This window comes from Alcanivorax sp. HI0083, assembly GCF_001635175.1.
In genome coordinates, this window is record NZ_LWFX01001635.1 from 1 (window position 1) to 1,239 (window position 1,239).

At 60.5% G+C, this 1,239-nt stretch carries 1 protein-coding gene and 1 pseudogene; both read right to left on the reverse strand.

Annotated features, from left to right (window positions below; genetic code table 11):
- The coding region (gene trmB, locus A3754_RS24095) for a tRNA (guanosine(46)-N7)-methyltransferase TrmB (RefSeq protein WP_063521553.1) at positions 1-523 on the reverse strand (523 nt) is incomplete at its 3' end.
- 252 nt (positions 524-775) lie between these two features.
- A pseudogene (locus tag A3754_RS24100) lies at positions 776-1,239 on the reverse strand (thiazole synthase); the annotation flags it as partial.

Here is a 1,239-nt window from a genome sequence, read left to right on the forward strand (position 1 = left end):
GAATACCGCCGGGTTGCAGTTTGCGTTGTACCAGTGCCACCCAGGCGGGCTGAACGATGCGGCGCTTGTGGTGCTTTTTCTTGTGCCAGGGATCCGGGAAGTACAGCTGCACCCGCGCCAGGCTGTTATCGGGAATGCACAGCTCCAGAATCTCTACCGCGTCGTCACAGTAACTGCGCAGGTTATTCAGGCTGCGCTGCTCGATTTCCATGAGCAAGGCCCCTACGCCGGGACGGTGCACTTCGATACCGACAAAGTCCTTGTCCGGGTCGGCGGCGGCCATTTGGGCCAGCGACTGGCCCATGCCGTAACCGATCTCGAGCACCCGCGGAGCATCGCGGCCGAAAACGCGTTCGGGATCCAGCGCGCCCTGATCCCGCTCCAGTCCGAAGCGGGGCCACAGGGTATCCAGGGCATTGCGTTGCCCGGCGGTCAGGCGGCCCTCGCGCAGGACAAAGCTGCGCACCTTGCGCATGACCTTGCCGGTTTCCGGGTCTTTATCGTGGTTGATGAAATCGAGCATGGGGCCGGACTACCGTTATGAAAGAGGCGGATGAAAGAGTGACGTTGTAGCAGTGGATTATAACAAAAAGGACCGGCTGACGGTGAGCGCTCCCTCTTCACGCTATCTTGATCGATGATGGGTAAAGTGAGCACAGAGATTCAGCACAACTCTGCCCTGAAGTGCACGAGCATCAACGGTCAACACTTCCCCTTGGCGCCAACTCTCCCCCAGAGTGGCGCCGTTTTTTTGCCTGCCGGCAGCGGGCTTGTACTAGCGACTCAGACCATCCAGCGGTGAAGAGGCCGAGGCGTAGGCCTTGCGCGGCATGCGCCCGGCCAGAAAGGCTTCGCGACCGGCTTCGATGGCTTTCTTCATGGCGGAGGCCATCAGTACCGGTTTTTGGGCGTGGGCCACGGCTGAATTGAGAAGCACGCCGTCACAGCCCATTTCCATGGCCAGCGCCGCATCCGAGGCGGTGCCTACGCCGGCGTCCACGATGATGGGGACCTTCGCTTCTTCCATGATCAGCTTGATGTTGTGCGGGTTGAGAATGCCCAGCCCGGAGCCGATCAGCGAGCCCAGCGGCATCACTGCCACGCAACCCATGTCTTCCAGTTCTTTTGCCACGATGGGGTCGTCGTTGGTGTAAACCATCACCTTGAAGCCGTCGTCGATCAGTTCGCGGGCGGCATGCAGGGTGTGGGTTATGTTCGGGTACAGGGTTTTCTGGTCGC